Below are 16,223 nucleotides of genomic sequence, written 5' to 3' on the forward strand. Positions count from 1 at the left end.
GTCAGGCCACCCTTTTGCCGTCTTGGCTGAAGTACCGGCAATGCGCCGGGTTCATGTAGAAACTGTGATCTTCGCCGACCTGATAAGGATGCACGCCAGCGGCGAGTGAAACCCAGGCTTCGTCACCATGCTGGAAATGCGCGCTGGAATCCGAACCTGACAGTTCGGTCACGATCACACGTCCGGTCAGTTCGACATCGGCGTCAGACGTACGGAATGGCGTCACGCGATGAGGGCGAACGGCGATCATATATTCCCCGTCGGCCATGCCCGAGGCTGCCCAGCCGACATTGCCTGCCAATTGCGCCCGGGCGCTGGAAACAGTAATACGGGCCACATTGATAGGCGGGTCCGAGAATACACGCGCCGCGGCGATGTTTTCCGGATTGCGATAGATTTCGGTGGTTGGGCCGAACTGGGTCACGCGGCCGTCTTCCATCAGCGCGGTGTAGCCTCCCAGCAGCAATGCCTCTTCAGGTTCCGAGGTGGCGTAGACAACGACGGCCCCGCGACCAGCGAACAGATCGGGCAGTTGTTCGCGCAACTCTTCGCGCAGTTTATAATCAAGGTTCGCCAGCGGCTCATCCAGGAAGACGGCGCGGCTTTCTTTTGCGATGGCACGCGCCAGCGCGGTTCGTTGTTGTTGCCCGCCCGACAGCTCGTGTGGGCGGCGGTGCAGCATGGGGCGCAGTTGCAACAGATCGGCGGCCTCTTCCACGCGGCCATCGATCTCCGATTTAGCCATGCCAGCCACGCGCAGGGGCGAGGCGATATTGTCGAATACAGTCATATGCGGGTAGTTCACGAAGAACTGGTGCACCAGGCTGATCTGCCGCTTTTGCGTGTTCAACCGTGTCACGTCCTGCCCGTCCATCAGGACCTTGCCTGAGGCGATCGGGTCCAACCCGGCCATCATTTTGATCAGTGACGTTTTTCCGGAACCTGTCGCGCCCAATAGCACGTTGAAATGGCCGGTTTGCAGCGTCAGGTTGGTTGGCTTGATATGGATGACGTTGCCGACCCGTTTGGTCGCGTCTTGAAGTTCAATCATCTGGGAAACTCGCGGGGCATTCAGGGGTAGGCCGGGCTTAAGCCCGGCCTACGATGTTGCTTTTACTGGGATTGCCAGCGCTTAACCAGTTCGTCATAGTTGACGGTCTGGCCCTGCGGCTTTTCGTTCTCCAGCTTGGCCTTGGGCGAACCCGCTTTTTCCAGCCAGAAAGATGGGTCCTGCGGCTCGTTCAGGCGTGGACCGCAGCCGCCGTAGACACCGGCGCTTTCATCCGCGGCCTGCATACGTGCCATGGTGATGTCCATCTCTTCGGCCAGACGATCCATCGCCTCTTGCGGTGTAAAGGCACCCGAGTTCACGTCACCGATCTGCTGCCACCAGATCTGGGCCAGCTTCGGATAGTCCGGCACGTTGATGCCGGTCGGCGACCATGCCACGCGGTCAGGCGAGCGGTAGAACTCGACCAGACCACCCAGCTTGGGCGCGCGTTCGGTGAACGACTCGTGGTTGACCGAGCTGTCGCGGATGAAGGTCAGACCCACATGGGACTTCTTCACATCGACAGTCTTGGAGGTCACGAACTGAGCATAGAGCCAGGCTGCCTGCGCACGATCCGAGGGGGTCGATTTCAGGAACGTCCACGAACCCACGTCCTGATAGCCAACCTTCTGGCCTTCTTCCCAGTAGGGGCCGTGCGGGCTGGGCGCCATCCGCCACAGCGGCGTGCCTTCGTCATCCACGGTGTTGTTGCCTTCGGACTTCGGCTTCACCATGTCGGCGGTAAAGGCGGTGTACCAGAAAATCTGCTGGGCCACGTTGCCTTGGCTAAGTGCGGGCAGCGACTGGTAGAAGTCGTAAGACGCCGCACCCGGAGGCGCATAGGCCCGCAGCCATTCATCCCATTTGCGGATCGCATAGACTGCAGCCGGACCGTTTGCAGCACCACCGCGCGACACCGAGGCGCCGACCGGGTTACAGGTGCCCGCTTCCATGCGGATGCCCCATTCGTCAACCGGAATACCGTTCGGCTCGCCCTTGTCACCGGCACCGGCCATCGAAAGCCAGGCGTCAGTCATGCGCCAGCCAAGGTCAGGCGCGCGCTTGCCGTAATCCATGTGGCCGTAGATCGCCACGCCGTCGACTTCTTTCACGTCATTGGTGAAGAACTCGGCGATGTCTTCATAGGCCGACCAGTTGACCGGAACGCCCAGATCATAGCCGTATTTTTCTTTGAACGCGGCCTTGTTGGCTTCGTCATCGAACCAGTCCTTGCGGAACCAGTAGAGGTTCGCAAACTGCTGGTCGGGCAACTGATACAGCTTGCCGTCCGGCCCGGTGGTGAACTGAATGCCCATGAAGTCATCCAGATCGATTGTCGGCGAGGTTGTCGCCGCCCAGTCACCGCCCATCATGTCGGTCAGCGGATATGCCAGTTGCAGACGCGAGTGGGTACCAATCAGGTCACTGTCGTTGACATAGCCGTCATACAGGTTCCGACCTGTCTGCATCTGGGTCTGAACAGCCTGGACCACTTCGCCTTCGCCAAGGATCTGGTGATTGACCTTGATGCCGGTGATTTCTTCAAACGCCTTGGTCAGAACCTCCGACTCGTAGGAATGCGTCGGAATACCTTCGGACAGGACGTTGATTTCCATGCCAGCGTAGGGCTGTGCAGCTTGGATAAACCATTGCATCTCGGCCATCTGTTCGTCCTTCGACAAGGTCGATGGCTGGAATTCGTCGTCGATCCAACGTTGTGCTGCGGCTTCGTCGGCCCAAGCGGACCCGTGCCCCGCAATGACGGCAGCCGCCGCCACTGCGGAAAGTAGATGTCTCCGCATCTGTCTCCTCCCAAAAATTATGGTTCTCCGGCGGGAACCGGATGCAGAACAGCATCAGCGATTTTTTGCGTATGTGTCAAACTAAATTTTTAGTAATTGACGTTCAGGCACTCCGGAGCCGCATGAATTGAGTTTGTATCCAACGCTGTAAATGATTGTAACTATATAATTATGTTATCGAAATTTCAAAATTTCTCCGCGAGGGAAATAGGGAACTCCACTGAGACCCATTGCAAGCAAGAGATGACAGAGGGTGCGTTGAATTGCATTCGCGTTGCGAGAGGCATGGACACTGATCCGGCACTCGTGAGAAGTCAGGCAAACCAGCTTCCCGGATCACTACTGCTGAAACTCAGTGCTCACATGGCACCAATCCGTTCCGACAAAAGGCCAGTTGTGGCAATGCGGATGTAGCACTGCCTTGCCGTTCACGGTATTCCGTGTCCATATAAAGAAAAATTCCGGAGCCGGTTCGTGAAGAAGAATACCCTCAACACCCATCGTGAGCTGGAATTGCTTGATGCCCTCAGACGTTTGGGTGGAACGGCCCGGAATTCGGATTTGGCGAATATGCTCGGCGTATCCGAAGAGACGGTGCGCCGAACGATCAAAGCCTTGTCAAAGGCGGGTACGGTCGAACGCGTTCATGGCGGAGCTTACCTTGCCGGAGTGCAGGGTGCCCCCAACTTCTTTCACCGGATATCACAAGACGCGGATGAAAAGCGTTTGATTGCCGGGCATACCGCGAAACTGGTTCGCGATCAGATGACCGTTTTCCTGGATGTGGGATCGACAACCGCTTTCGTCGCTGAAGAGCTGCGCCAGGTCAGCAACCTCACGGTTGTCAGCAACTCCGTCGGTGTCGTTCAGACCTTGGCCGGGGTCAACGGAAACCGGGTGCACCTTTTGGGGGGTGAGTTGCAGATCGATGAAAGGGGGACGTTTGGTCACGTCACCCACAAGCAGCTGCAACGCTATGCCTTTGACATCGTGATCCTGAGCACGGACGCGATTTCCGACAGCAAAGGGTTTCTCTACCACAGCGCGGTCGAAGCGGATCTTGCATCGGTGGTGGTCAGGTGTGCGGACCAGGTTGTCATGGCTGCAGCACATTCCAAGTTTGGTGAAAGGGCACCTTATGTGGGGCCGGATCCTCGGCTGGTGCATTCGCTGGTCACGGATGCTGTGCCAAAGGGTGGGGTGGCCAGATTCCTTGACCGTTGGGGCATCGAAATTCAGATCGCTGATGACAGCTAGGTTGCTGATTCCAGACGCGGCCCGGATGATCTTGCTGCTTTGGGATGGAAGAAGCTAAGGAAGAGTGGCAGCCCGTAGGGGAATCGAACCCCTCTTTCCAGGTTGAAAACCTGGCGTCCTAACCGATAGACGAACGGGCCACTTGGTATAAGGTCACAAGCGCAAATGGCAGCCCGTAGGGGAATCGAACCCCTCTTTCCAGGTTGAAAACCTGGCGTCCTAACCGATAGACGAACGGGCCACGCTGGCTTGTGGAGGGCCTTTTACGGTTTCGCCGTGACCCCCGCAAGCGTAAAAACGCAGGGACGGGAAAGTTTTTTAGCACACCAAAGCCGCGTGTTAACGGGCTTCTGCCGCGTCCTCCAGCCTGAGCTGCACAGATTGGCGCCCGCCCCAGGTGTTGACCTCAAGCCGACCCGCAAAATGAAAGCGCGCACCGCCGTGATTTGACAGTTTTTCGCCCATCGGCCCGTCAAAAGCACCAAAGGCAATCGCATCCAGCCCGCCGCCCATTCCATCGGTCAGCGACAGTTTCAGATGCGATTCACCGACCCGCTTGGCAAAGCGAACCTGCAGGTCAGGCAACGCATAGCGCGGGGCCGGGGCACCGGCGCCAAACGGTCCGGCCTGTTCGATCTGCTCGATCAGTTCCACGGTTGCCGCGCCGGGCATCAACGCGCCATCCAATTTCAGATCCGCAGGCCCACCCTGGCCCGCCCCTTGTCTGGCCAGCAACTCGCTCAGGCGTTCCATTGCGGGTTCCAACTGATTGCGCATGACGGTCAAACCTGCGGCCATCTTGTGACCGCCTCCTTTGACCAGCAACCCTTCGGCCGCCAGACGCTGGATCGAAGCCCCAAGATCGACGCCGGAAACCGAGCGGCCCGAACCTTTGCCCTCATCCCCGTCAAAGCCAATCACAATCGCCGGTCGATCGGCTGTCTCCTTCAGCCGAGAGGCCACGATACCAACGACACCGGGGTGCCAGCCTTCGCCTGCTGCCCAGACCAAAGGGGCGTCCAAGCCACGCGCCTCGGCTTGCTCCAGCGCGGCGGCACGTACCGTGTTTTCAATGTCACGGCGCTCAGTGTTCAAGGCATCCAGACGTTCGGACAACGCCTGCGCCTCTTGCTGGGAATCGGTGCTCAGCAAGCGCGCGCCCAGATCGGCCTGACCGATCCGTCCACCGGCATTCACGCGGGGCCCAAGCAGAAACCCGAGGTGATAACAGTTCGGCGCGGTATCCATGCGCGAGATATCGGACAGCGCGACAAGGCCGGGGCGCTGCCGCTGTGCCATCACTTTCAGCCCCTGTCGCACCAGGGCGCGGTTGGCCTCGATCAGTGGTGCCACATCGGCAACGGTCGCCAGGGCCACCAGATCCAGAAGGGCCACAAGGTCCGGTCCCCTTGCGCCCGCGTCACGCAGCTGCCGACCGGCCTCGACCAGCATCAGGAACACAACGCCCGCCGCGCAAAGATAACCAAGATCGCCGCTTTCATCCTGTCGGTTTGGGTTCACCACCGCGACGCAATCGGGCAGCGTCTCGCCCCCCAGATGGTGGTCCAGAACGATCACATCCGCCCCCGTAGCCGCCGCAATCGGATCATGGCTGAGCGTGCCGCAATCAACGCAGATGATCAGATCATGCGTAGCCGCAAGCTCCTGCATCGCGGGAACGTTGGGGCCATACCCTTCGTCGATCCGGTCCGGCACATAAAGCGTCGCCTGCACGCCCATCTGCCGCAGCCAGACCAGCAGCAACGCGGCAGAGCTGCCGCCATCGACATCGTAATCCGCAAACACCGCAATTTTCTGACGATTGCGGACGGCTTCCAGAAAGCGCGTGGCGGCAACTTCCATATCCTTGATGGCCCGCGGATCAGGCAGCAATTCCTTCAGCTTTGGGTCAAGAAAGCCGGGCGCCTCCGATACCGGCACGCCGCGCCGGGCCAGAACCTGGCAAACGGCACGGGGCAGGTCGGTTTGTTGCGCCATCATCTCGGCCGCCCGCTCAATCTCCGGGCTGGGTCCAACCCAAAGCCGTCCCGTCAGTGATTGCTCGACTCCAAGAAAACTCATTGCTCGCCTCTCATGCGCCAAGGCCGGACCCTTGCGGACCCGGCCTCTTCACCTTTTCAGAAATACTCTCGCCGAAGGCAACGGCGCAAGCCGTTATGTGTTGTCATGCGGCCATGTCGGCGTGCGGTAGGACATGCGGCGCACCGACCCGGTCTTGGACCGCATCAACAGCGTCGTGGTTTCCACCCAGCCGGGCTCGCGCTTGATCCGGGGCAACAAAGAGCCACCGGTCACGCCGGTGGCGGCAAAGATCACATCCGCCGTCACCATCTCATCGCGTGCATAAACACGGTCCAGATCGGTGATGCCTGCCTTGGCGGCCCGGCCACGTTCGTCATCGTTACGGAACAACAGGCGGCCAAAGATTTGCCCGCCCATACATTTCAGCGCAGCGGCGGCCAGCACACCCTCGGGCGCGCCACCTTGGCCCATATACATGTCGATGCCGGTTACTTCGCTTTCAGCGCAATGCATGACACCCGCCACGTCACCATCAGTGATCAGACGGATCGCGGCGCCGGTTTCGCGCACTTCGGCAATCATCGCCTCGTGGCGCGGGCGTTCCAGAATGCAGACGGTGATGTCGGCCGGCTTGCACTCCTTGGCCTTGGCCAGTGCTTCGACACGCTCGCGTGGCGACATGTCCAGATTCACGACACCTTCCGGCAGCCCTGGGCCAACCGCCAGTTTGTCCATATACACATCCGGCGCGTGCAGCATCGAGCCGCGCGGGCCCATGGCGATGACGGTCAGTGCGTTTGGCATATCCTTGGCGGTCAGCGTGGTGCCTTCCAGCGGATCCAATGCGATATCCACGCCGGGGCCATTTCCGGTGCCAACCTCTTCGCCGATATACAGCATCGGCGCCTCGTCACGCTCGCCTTCCCCGATGACTACAACACCTGCGATATCCAGTAGGTTCAGCTGTTCGCGCATTGCGTTCACAGCGGCCTGATCCGCGGCTTTCTCATCGCCCCGGCCTACCAGCGAAGCCGAGGCCAGTGCAGCCTGTTCCGCCACCCTGGCCAGCCCCAGAGACAGCAGGCGGTCATTGAAATCGGTCTTGGCAGCACTCATGTTTCTGTATCCTCTGGTCAGTATAGCCGTGTCTTCCGGCATAGCTTGCGTTTCATGCAGGCCGCAAGGTCAAACCGCCTCAATCCGCAATGCAACTGGGTCGCCTGCAACCACATCGGTTTCGCGGAAACCCTCCAACGCGACGTCCAGCGCCGTTCGGGTGGTCTTATGGGTGACGATCAGCACAGGCGCGGTGCTTTCGGCATGTGCATATTGGCGCATCCGGTCGATTGACACCCCGGCATTGCCCAGAATGGCCGCAACCTTGGCCAATGCACCAGGTTTATCCAGCAGGCCCAGCCGCAGATAATACGGCGCAGGTCGGCCGGTGACGGCGGGAACTGCGGTTTCAAGCGTGGTGGCTGGGCGGCCAAAGGTCGGGATATGCAATCCACGCGCCAGATCGCAGACATCGCCCATCACAGCGCTGGCTGTCGGACCTTCGCCTGCGCCGGGGCCGCGCAGAACAACCTGCTCAACCGCGTCGCCTTCGATCACGACCATATTGGTGCCGCCTTCCAGTTGGCCCAGTGGCGATTCACTGGGTACCAGGCAAGGCTGCATGCGTTGCTCCAGCCCGCGTGCGGTGCGCTGCGCCACGCCCAGCAGTTTAATGCGAAAGCCCATGTCTTCGGCCTGATCAATGTCGTCCAGGCTGATCTGCTGAATACCCTCAATCTCGATCCCGTCGAAATTCGGCTTGGTCCCAAACGCAATCGAGGATAGCAGAGCCAGCTTGTGCGCAGCGTCGATACCTCCGACATCCAGATTGGGGTCGGCCTCAAGGTATCCCAATTCGGCGCATTCATCGAAAAGGGCATTGTAGCCCTGACGCTGCGATTGCATCCGGGTCAGGATGTAGTTGCACGTCCCGTTCATGACACCCATCACGCGGGTGATTTCGTTGCCCGCCAGACCTTCGGTCAGGGATTTGATTACCGGGATACCACCAGCGACAGCGGCCTCAAACCGGATCACACGACCGGCGGCCTCGGCCTTTTCAGCCAGTTCCTGCCCGTGGATGGCAAGCAACGCCTTGTTGGCGGTGACCACATCCTTGCCACTGGCCAATGCTGCTTCGACCGAGGCTTTGGCAGGACCGTTCTCGCCACCCATCAATTCGACGTAAACGTCTATGTCGTCGCGTTTTGCCAGTGCAACCGGATCGGTTTCCCAGGCATAATCCGACAGGTTCACGCCACGGTCCTTGTTCGGGTCGCGCGCGGATACAGCCACGATTTCAATCGAACGGCCTGTGCGGGCCTGCAACAATTCTGCATGGCGGCGGACGATCTTGACGACACCCACGCCGACCGTTCCCAAGCCCGCAATTCCCAGCCGCAGTGCCTGTGTCATGTCGTGGGTCCTTTTCCGCTCGAATTTTTCTGGTGTCGGATGCTTGTCCAATCAGCGCTGCCTTAGCGGGTTCAGGCCAAGGGTGCAATCCGTCACTGGGGGATAGTAGGGGTGATTTATGACGCGTCAGTTGGTTTGCGCGTTTTGTAGCGCCTGCGCCTTTTGGGCCAAGGCATTGCTGCGTTGGGTCAGATCGTCTTCGACTGCTGCTGCCTGATGGATCGGGTCCACCGGTGGCCCTAAGGTTTCCTGCAACGGAATAAGGCGCGGGTAGGGGGCGGATCTGACTGCAGCCGGTTCGCTGCCTTCCAACTCGGGAATGTCCGCACAGGCGGCGCAAAATAGAATAAGGGGCAAAACAGGCAGCAGTTTCATGTCGCAGGCTTTTCGGTCTTTGTTGCCCCATCGTGATGCACGTTTTGACGACATCGTTCAAGCGGGGTTCTATATGAACATCTGTTCATATACTGTAGACCCATGGCACGCACTCAAGGCTCACATTCCGACATAACCGGCCCGCGAATCCGCAAGGCCGCGCTGCACCTGTTTGCCCGCTATGGGTATGCCGCTGTCTCGATGCGGCAGATCGCAAAAGAGGTCGGCGTACAGGCAGGCGCGCTTTATAACTATACGCCCGACAAACAGAGCCTTTTGCACCGGTTGATGCGCGAACACATGCAGGACCTGCTTGAGGCGCTTGATGCAATGGGCCGTTGCGACGATGCCGAAGACGCTTTGCGCCAGTTTATCGGCTTTCACATCCGCTTCCATTTGCAACGCCCCGACGAAGTTTTCATCGCCTATATGGAGTTGCGCAATCTTTCGCCCGAAAACTTTGCTGAAATCGAAGACTTGCGGCGCCAATACGAAAACGTGCTGGAAAGCATCCTTGACTCAGGGCAGCAGGCCGGACAATTCGCAATTTCGGACACGAAGATTGCAACGCTGGCCGTGATTGCCATGCTGAACGGCGTGATGACCTGGTACCGTTCGGGTGGTCGCCTGTCACTGGACGAGGTCGAAGAGATCTATTGGAACATGGTGCACAAGGCCGTGACGGCCTGACAGGGTCAAACCGTCACGCTGTTAGTGCGCGGGGTGAATGAACGTGCCATTGCGCAGCTCGCGAAATGCCTGTTCCAGTTCGGCCCGCGTGTTCATCACGATGGGGCCATGCCACGCGACGGGTTCGTTGATCGGAGCCCCAGAGATCAGCAGGAACCGCACACCTTGGGGGCCAGCCTGAACGGTGATTTCATCGCCCGTGCCAAAACGGACAAGCGTGCGATCCCCTGACATGTCGCGGATATTGACCTCTTGCCCGGCGATTTCCTTTTCCAACAGCACACCTGTCGGCTGCGAGGCATCGGCAAAGGCGGCCTGACCCTGAAACACATAGGCGAAGGCACGGCGGTACGTATCGATCCGGAGGGTTTTCTTCACACCTGCCGGGACAGAGATATCCAGATACTGCGGGTCAGCAGCTATCCCGTCAACGGGTCCGGTCTTACCCCAGAACTCACCTACGATCACCCGCACTGTGGTGCCATCGTCATCGGTGATTTCGGGGATGTCCTTGCTTTGAACGTCCTGATAGCGCGGGGCGGTCATCTTCTGATCCGAGGGCAGGTTGCCCCACAACTGGAAGCCGTGCATCTGGCCCGAGATGTTGCCGCTTGGCATTTCCTGATGCAAGATACCGGATCCTGCGGTCATCCATTGCACATCACCGGCGCCAAGCGTGCCGGTGTTACCCAGCGAATCCGAATGCTCGACTGTGCCGGTCAGAACGTAAGTGATCGTTTCAATTCCCCGGTGCGGGTGCCAGGGAAACCCGGCCTGGTAATCCTGCGGGCGGTCGTTTCTGAAATCATCGAACAGCAGAAAAGGATCCAGTTCGGACGGATCCTGAAACCCGAATGCACGGTGAAGTTTGACACCAGCCCCTTCCATTGTGGGGATGGCTTTGCGTGTTTCTAACGTCGGTCTAAGGGACATGTTCACCTCCGTTTCATCCGGGCAGCATGTAATCTCTGCGCCACGGCAGTCAATTTGCATGAAATAACCGGACCTGTGCGAAATTGTTTTGCGGCCAAGCCTCTGTTGTTTCCGGCGCAAAATGGCTAGATCGAAGCGGATCAGACAGGAGACTTCCATGCAGGACGACGTGTTGGCAACGATTCAGGCCTCATCCCCCAGACGATGGACCGGGGTAGGGATGCTGACAACGGTTGGAACGCTGGTTACCTATGTCGCGCTGGCATCGCCACCCGAACCGGTTTGGCAGGTGTTTCTGTTTGTCGTTGGCGGTGCATCGCTTTGGCTGGCGCTTCGCGTCTGGCGCGCCACAGAAGACTGGATCGAACTGACGCGGACCGAGTTGCGAACGGGGTCGGGTCAGATCATCGCAGAAGTGGCCGACATTGAAACGGTAGATCGGGGTGTGTTCGCCTTCAAACCGTCAAACGGCTTTCTGGTCCGTACGCGAAACAAGGCGGCGAACAGTTGGGCTCCGGGATTGTGGTGGCGGGTTGGTCACCGGGTTGGCGTGGGCGGCATGACATCTGCCGCCGAGGCCAAGTTCATGTCCGAAATTCTATCCGCTATTTGTGCAGACGAACGGGGTCTGGGTTAAGTTACAAGCAACTTCGTTTGTAAAGCGGGGACGGGTAAAGATGAAGTTCTCAAAGGTGATACCTGTCGCAAAATCCCAGCCCGGTCGGAACGTGGGGATGTATTCATTGGACGTTTCAACCAGAATAACGGTGTCCTGATTGGGCATTGGCGGCAGGCGGTCTTCGATTTCATCGATCCTGTTGTCATCCCATTCCTGATCAAAGCCGCGTACGGTCGACCAGCGCACATAATGGCGTTTATCGTCCTCATCGTAAACGATAAGAGAAACCCGCATTTTCACTTCTGACCGGTTATTGATCATCTTGCCCGCCAAATCGTGCAACGAGTCAATATACACATCGGTCACGGCCTGCGTTTCACGCGAAATCAGGTCGCTGATCGTATAAGCTGCCTTCAGATTGGATGCGCTTTGACGAAACCCCTCGAATGCTGTGAACGTGAACGTGATCGTCCATAACATCAGCGGAAAAATCATGAGGGCTTCTACGGTCAGAATGCCACTTTCGTCTTTCTTGAAGACTTTGAAGCGATTCTTCAGGTTTCGGAATACAGACATGATCTTACAGTGGCTCCTGTACGAATGCCGTTGTTGCGGTCACCGCGTAGTGACCGGTAGCGTCCGGGACAAGCTTGGCAATGGCTGAGGTCTCAAGAACCGGATCTATGCGCAAACAGGCCCGCAAGATCATCAACTCGTTGGATTGGCCGCTTTTGAAATCCAGAACCGGTTTGGGATCTTCGGAACTGTCCGTGCAGGGAACGTTGTCTGAAAGTACGATACCAGCGAACGCGTCCTGCTTGACCATTTGCAGTCGCAAATTCCCTGTACAATCCTTGATTCCGGACACTTCGCAAATCCGATTTCTGATTACGTCGTGATCCCAGTTCGTACCGGTGCCCAGCCGAATATCCCTTACGATCAGGTCTACCCCACGCTCCAAAGCAGCATGCCGCATTGTGATGATGGACAGTTCGGCTCCTGCCACGAGAAGCGCCAGGAAGAAGGGTACGAGCATGATGAACTCGATTGTCGCATTGCCTGCCTCGGATTGTCGAAACAGGCGGAGCATCGACAGCTTTCTGCTGATCATTGGGTTAGCCTCAGCTTGCGGATCGACGATGCGATGGATTCAAAGGCTTTCTCAAGGTTCAGGCCACTTACGTCATAGACGTGGCTGTCAGAGCTGGCACAGTCTTTGAGGGTCCTGTACCCGCTTCTGGGCGCCTCGAACGCGATACCGTAAACGATGATGCCCTGATCCTTGGCCGCATCACAAATGTGCTTGGTGCGCTGGTTCTTGGCCGACGTTTCAACTTTCGCGTAGGCCTTGGAATACCATTCCGCCCAACCGCTGGACTGCCAGTAATAGTTGTACCGTGCGTTCCATGCCAAAGATACTCGGTTAAACAGTTCGGGATATGACAACCGAACGGCTGTTCCAGGTTCTTCGTTCAGCTGCGTCTCAGGTTCCGGGTTTCCGTAGGGATGATCCGCCCAAACGTCTTGCTGAGGCCAGAAAAAATTCGGACGACCCTGAGAATGGTACACGGTGTATTCATCAGCTTCCGGGTTGTACCAAACGTCTGACATACCTTCGCGCAGCGATGGGTTAAGCATGTATTGATCGGTGTTCTGACCATCGGTCATAACAATGGCGATCTTCAGAACGTCGGTGCCATAGTCCGAGGGACGGACCGAGAATTTTGATGGCACAATTGTTGTACCTGCATAGGATGGGTCCTGTTCCAGCGACAGGTCGCGAACAATTCCGCGCATGCTCGGGTCCAGCAGGGCAGTTCCCCACTTCATCCCAATATCGATCGACGTGTTCCCACCGGGGGTGAGGGACGCAATCTGAGCAAGCAGTTTGTTCATATTGTCGGTGACAGGGGTGATTGCACTTCCTGCGCGGACCGGACAAACGGGCAGGTCGATTGACCCTTCAGAATAGGTGAAAGGATCGAAATGGGCGGTGCGCTCCAACGTGTCATCGCGTTCCAGATCAGAATCGCTGTACTGTTCCGGAATGAAGTTTACGCAGTGCGAATAGCTGTGTTCCTGCGTGACATTTGTGAACTTGTCCAGGATTGGCGCACCCGCGTTGACCTGCGTTGCATAAGGAACAATCGAGATTGAAATCTGTGTTTCATCAGGTTTGTCCAGCATGAGCCTTACAAATTCCGACGCAGCTTCTCTCAACACTGCGATTTTTGTCTTCGATGGTGTGGCAGACGAGCGCGACATAGAGCCGGAAATGTCGAGAACCAACGAGATTTCTACAGCGCCAATGGATTCTTCAGCCGCACTGCTGGCAACAAGGCCCAGTTCAGTGACTTTGCCGAACCTCAGATAGCGGGTCGGAACAACCGCTTCGGCTGTAGCACTTACTTTTTTAGAGCCGAACCCTTCAACAACCGTCGTAATGGCGTTCAGATTGCCCAGCCCGGCCTTGTCCATGTAAGAATCGACAACCGCCTTGGCAGGAAGATCCTGGTCAAGGTCAGCGGCAGCAAGCACAGCGCGGTCCAGGGTGGATTGCAGGCTGGCGCGGTCACGCTCATACTTCATGACATCCATGGCCATGCCGGTAATTGCCAGCATCAGGACCACCATGAACAATACGAAGATAGTGAAGACGCCATCTTCGTTCCGAGCGAACTGCTCTAACTTGAACGTTTTGCGCTTCGGTTTCGAGCCGTCGTTACAAAGCAAGGAATTTAGCATTCTGGTTACTCCGCCTCACACGTCGAATTCGTGCGTCAAAGAAAAAGAGATTTGGGACAAAGTTAATTTTCAAACGTGGCGTGAATTGGGCGAAAAAGGCTTGGTTTTGGCCTTTTTACGCGCCGAAGGGGTATAATTTGGACCGTTTCAGGTGATCTGTCGATGAAATGAAAACAATTCGTTAAGGAGTTGGCCGATCTGAGCGACTCACCCTAGGGCAACTAAGCGTGCGTTCATAAAATGATTAAAAAAAGTGCATTGTTTGATTGCAGCAGGCCGCCAGTGGTGCGACAAAACGTCGTGACGCATCGTCATGTACCGCTACGGAGGATTTTATGACCGGCATCAAAGAACCCAGCTTTCGTGAAAGTGTTGACCTGATGTTCAACAGGGCAGCCGCCCTTATGGAGCTGCCGCCGGGGTTGGAGCAAAAGATCCGTGTCTGCAACGCAACCTACACAGTTCGATTTGGCGTGCGGCTGCGTGGTGAAATCCATACCTTCACTGGTTACAGGTCTGTCCACTCGGAGCATATGGAACCGGTCAAGGGCGGTATTCGATATGCCACTGCGGTTAACCAGGACGAAGTCGAAGCTCTGGCTGCGCTGATGACGTATAAGTGCGCACTTGTCGAAACACCGTTTGGTGGCTCCAAGGGTGGGCTTTGCATTGATCCACGAGAATATGAAGAGCATGAGCTTGAACAGATCACGCGGCGCTTTGCGTATGAGCTTGCAAAGCGAGACCTGATAAACCCATCGCAAAACGTGCCTGCGCCCGATATGGGCACTGGGGAGCGTGAAATGGCTTGGATGGCTGACCAATACGCGCGGATGAACACAACGGACATCAATGCGCGCGCCTGTGTGACAGGAAAGCCGCTGAATGCCGGTGGTATCGCGGGGCGGGTCGAAGCGACTGGGCGCGGTGTTCAATACGCGTTGCGCGAGTTTTTCCGCCACCCTGAAGACATCCAGAAAGCAGGCTTGTCAGGTAAACTGGATGGTAAGCGCATTATCGTGCAGGGGCTTGGTAATGTAGGTTATCACGCTGCAAAGTTCCTCAGCGAGGAAGATGGCGCGCGCATCACCGGAATCATCGAATGGGACGGTGCGCTATTTAATCCCGACGGGATTGACGTCGAAGCCGTGCGTCAGTGGATTGTCAAACACGGTGGCGTAAAGGACTATCCCGATGCGACCCATTCCGCTGAAGGCGCGGCAGTGCTGGAGGCTGAATGCGACATTCTGATCCCGGCGGCTTTGGAAGGTGTCATCAACCTGTCGAACGCCGATCGGATCAAGGCACCGCTGATTATCGAAGCTGCCAATGGTCCGGTAACCGCTGGCGCGGATGAAGTCCTGCGTAAGAAGGGCACAGTGATCATCCCCGACATGTATGCCAACGCAGGCGGTGTGACAGTATCCTATTTCGAATGGGTCAAGAACCTTAGCCATATCCGCTTTGGCCGGATGCAGCGTCGTCAGGAAGAGTCGCGTCACGAACTGATCGTCAGCGAGCTGGAAAGGCTGGACCGGTACCTGGGGGATGCGTGGTCGATGTCGCCGGACTTCAAGGCCAAGTACCTCAAAGGCGCGGATGAGCTTGAGTTGGTGCGCTCGGGTCTCGATGACACAATGCGTATTGCTTATCAGTCGATGCGTGAGGTTTGGCACGGCCGTGATGATGTCGAGGACCTGCGTACGGCGGCTTATATCGTGGCGATTGACCGCGTTGCGAAAAGCTACCGCGCCAAGGGGCTGTGAATTAGGTGGGCGGGGTGATCATTTCATCCCGCCAGTACGCGCTGCGGCTTGAATGTCCATGACAGCCCGTTAGGTTGACGGGCAATCTACTTCAAAGAAACGAATCTCCGGAGAATTCCATGTTGCGTATCGCTTTTGTCGCGGCTCTGTTGGCCACCCCTTTGGCCGCTCAGGAAACCAAGGAACAAAGCTGCAAGTACCAAGCTGATGTGGTGGCTGCGGTTCAAAAGGCGCGACTGGACCGTGTAAAAGAACGTGACGTTGTACAAGCGGTGGCGGATAGCGGCCCGACATGGCCCGAAAACTACAATGCTGCAATCCCGCTGATCACACCTTGGGTTTATGAGCAAAAGATGCGGGACGTGCGCAAGAAAGACCTGGGCGCGGCGTGGCTTGAACTGTGCCTGCAACAATAATCCACAACTCGGACATTTCCCTGTGGACAACCGCGCGCCTTCCTCTTGGCGCGC

General features: G+C 57.4%; 15 protein-coding genes and 2 tRNA genes. 5 read left to right on the forward strand and 12 right to left on the reverse strand.

Annotation, left to right across the window (positions count from 1 at the left end; all coding sequences use genetic code 11):
* Nucleotide 1 precedes the first annotated feature (1 nt).
* Nucleotides 2-1,051, reverse strand: coding sequence for an ABC transporter ATP-binding protein (locus ACR0J7_RS08540; protein ID WP_209595796.1), 1,050 nt, complete (start codon nt 1,049-1,051; stop codon nt 2-4).
* A gap of 62 nt (nt 1,052-1,113) precedes the next feature.
* Nucleotides 1,114-2,853, reverse strand: a complete 1,740-nt coding sequence (locus ACR0J7_RS08545) for an ABC transporter substrate-binding protein (protein WP_209504332.1) — start codon at nt 2,851-2,853, stop codon at nt 1,114-1,116.
* Nucleotides 2,854-3,327: 474 nt separating this feature from the next.
* Here ACR0J7_RS08545 and ACR0J7_RS08550 point away from each other — a divergent pair, with 474 nt between their 5' ends.
* On the forward strand, nt 3,328-4,110 hold the full coding sequence (locus ACR0J7_RS08550; protein WP_480773548.1) for a DeoR/GlpR family DNA-binding transcription regulator: 783 nt from the start codon (nt 3,328-3,330) through the stop codon (nt 4,108-4,110).
* A gap of 65 nt (nt 4,111-4,175) precedes the next feature.
* Here the strand turns inward: ACR0J7_RS08550 and ACR0J7_RS08555 are convergent.
* The 6 genes from ACR0J7_RS08555 to ACR0J7_RS08580 all read right to left on the reverse strand — a co-directional run bounded on the left by ACR0J7_RS08555 (nt 4,176) and on the right by ACR0J7_RS08580 (nt 9,054).
* A tRNA-Glu gene (locus tag ACR0J7_RS08555) sits at nt 4,176-4,250 on the reverse strand.
* Between the two features lie 26 nt (nt 4,251-4,276).
* Nucleotides 4,277-4,351 (reverse strand) — tRNA-Glu (locus ACR0J7_RS08560).
* Nucleotides 4,352-4,449: 98 nt separating this feature from the next.
* A complete protein-coding gene (recJ, locus tag ACR0J7_RS08565) occupies nt 4,450-6,192 on the reverse strand; it encodes a single-stranded-DNA-specific exonuclease RecJ (protein ID WP_480899561.1) in 1,743 nt (580 codons plus the stop codon).
* A 93-nt stretch (nt 6,193-6,285) separates the two neighbouring features.
* Complete coding sequence (gene glpX / locus ACR0J7_RS08570) at nt 6,286-7,269, reverse strand: class II fructose-bisphosphatase (protein ID WP_480773550.1); 984 nt, start codon at nt 7,267-7,269, stop codon at nt 6,286-6,288.
* A 69-nt stretch (nt 7,270-7,338) separates the two neighbouring features.
* On the reverse strand, nt 7,339-8,625 hold the full coding sequence (locus tag ACR0J7_RS08575; protein WP_480773551.1) for a homoserine dehydrogenase: 1,287 nt from the start codon (nt 8,623-8,625) through the stop codon (nt 7,339-7,341).
* A gap of 126 nt (nt 8,626-8,751) precedes the next feature.
* On the reverse strand, nt 8,752-9,054 hold the full coding sequence (locus ACR0J7_RS08580) for a hypothetical protein (protein ID WP_480528486.1): 303 nt from the start codon (nt 9,052-9,054) through the stop codon (nt 8,752-8,754).
* Nucleotides 9,055-9,102: 48 nt separating this feature from the next.
* Here ACR0J7_RS08580 and ACR0J7_RS08585 point away from each other — a divergent pair, with 48 nt between their 5' ends.
* Complete coding sequence (locus ACR0J7_RS08585; protein ID WP_267366137.1) at nt 9,103-9,690, forward strand: TetR/AcrR family transcriptional regulator; 588 nt, start codon at nt 9,103-9,105, stop codon at nt 9,688-9,690.
* Between the two features lie 21 nt (nt 9,691-9,711).
* Here ACR0J7_RS08585 and ACR0J7_RS08590 read toward each other — a convergent pair whose 3' ends face one another.
* On the reverse strand, nt 9,712-10,623 hold the full coding sequence (locus ACR0J7_RS08590; protein ID WP_480773552.1) for a pirin family protein: 912 nt from the start codon (nt 10,621-10,623) through the stop codon (nt 9,712-9,714).
* Between the two features lie 157 nt (nt 10,624-10,780).
* On the opposite strand from ACR0J7_RS08590, the gene ACR0J7_RS08595 reads away from it, so the two are divergent.
* Nucleotides 10,781-11,260 (forward strand): hypothetical protein, encoded by a 480-nt coding sequence (locus tag ACR0J7_RS08595; protein WP_480773553.1) that lies wholly within the window; start codon nt 10,781-10,783, stop codon nt 11,258-11,260.
* Here ACR0J7_RS08595 and ACR0J7_RS08600 read toward each other — a convergent pair.
* From ACR0J7_RS08600 to ACR0J7_RS08610, 3 genes are read right to left on the reverse strand one after another with little or no spacing between them, the layout of a single operon-like run.
* The gene (locus ACR0J7_RS08600) at nt 11,222-11,818 is read right to left on the reverse strand and encodes a TadE/TadG family type IV pilus assembly protein (RefSeq protein ID WP_480773554.1); all 597 of its coding nucleotides are present in this window, start codon (nt 11,816-11,818) and stop codon (nt 11,222-11,224) included. The genes ACR0J7_RS08595 and ACR0J7_RS08600 overlap by 39 nt on opposite strands.
* A 4-nt stretch (nt 11,819-11,822) precedes the next feature.
* Nucleotides 11,823-12,353 (reverse strand): TadE/TadG family type IV pilus assembly protein, encoded by a 531-nt coding sequence (locus ACR0J7_RS08605; protein WP_480773555.1) that lies wholly within the window; start codon nt 12,351-12,353, stop codon nt 11,823-11,825.
* Nucleotides 12,350-13,987, reverse strand: a complete 1,638-nt coding sequence (locus ACR0J7_RS08610; RefSeq protein WP_480481587.1) for a pilus assembly protein TadG-related protein — start codon at nt 13,985-13,987, stop codon at nt 12,350-12,352. Before ACR0J7_RS08610 ends, ACR0J7_RS08605 begins: the two co-directional genes overlap by 4 nt.
* Nucleotides 13,988-14,322: 335 nt before the next feature.
* Between ACR0J7_RS08610 and ACR0J7_RS08615 the strand changes: the two genes are divergently transcribed.
* On the forward strand, nt 14,323-15,753 hold the full coding sequence (locus ACR0J7_RS08615; RefSeq protein WP_480913897.1) for a Glu/Leu/Phe/Val family dehydrogenase: 1,431 nt from the start codon (nt 14,323-14,325) through the stop codon (nt 15,751-15,753).
* 119 nt (nt 15,754-15,872) lie between these two features.
* On the forward strand, nt 15,873-16,169 hold the full coding sequence (locus tag ACR0J7_RS08620) for a hypothetical protein (protein ID WP_267366003.1): 297 nt from the start codon (nt 15,873-15,875) through the stop codon (nt 16,167-16,169).
* Nucleotides 16,170-16,223: the final 54 nt, after the last annotated feature.

The sequence above is a fragment of the Ruegeria sp. O4 genome, assembly GCF_056535125.1.